This window comes from Seonamhaeicola marinus, assembly GCF_008085455.1.
Window position 1 is genome coordinate 1 of the sequence record NZ_VSDQ01000120.1, and the last position, 595, is coordinate 595.

The 595-nt window shown below is 33.3% G+C and carries 1 protein-coding gene; it reads right to left on the bottom strand.

Going from position 1 to position 595, the window contains the following annotated elements; genetic code table 11:
- A partial coding sequence (locus tag FUA24_RS01040; RefSeq protein WP_394344176.1) for an alpha-ketoacid dehydrogenase subunit beta occupies positions 1-595 on the bottom strand: 595 nt, incomplete at both ends.

Consider the following 595-nt stretch of genomic DNA (forward strand, 5'->3'; position numbering starts at 1 on the left):
GCTGTGTTTAACAAACCCTTGGCATCATAAGGAAATGCAGGATACACCACTTTTAAACCAGGTGTTTTTGTAAACCACGCTTCATTGGTTTGTGAATGAAAAGGACCTGCACCTACATCGGCACCACATGGCATTCTTAAAACTACATCCGCATTTTGTTGCCAACGGTAGTGTGATTTTGCTAAATAATTTACTACAGGATTAAAACCTGAACTAATAAAATCTGCAAATTGAAGTTCTACAACTGCCTTCATACCTGCAATTGATAATCCCATAGCGGTTTCAATAATTGCAGATTCGCAAATAGGTGTGTTTTTAATACGTTCTTTACCAAATTGATTAACAAAACCTTCGGTTACCTTAAAAACGCCTCCGTATTCGGCAATATCTTGCCCTAAAATAACTAAATATTTATGCTGTTGCATACTTTGTTTTAACCCTTCAGAAATGGCATCAACAAACCTTAGCTCTTTCTCTTCTGTTTTTGGGTTAAATTCATGAAAATCAAAATATTTAAACACATCATTTAATTCATTACTTTCATTAAAAACAACATTGTTTTCAGTAAAAGCTAAATCTAAATTATGTTTAATTT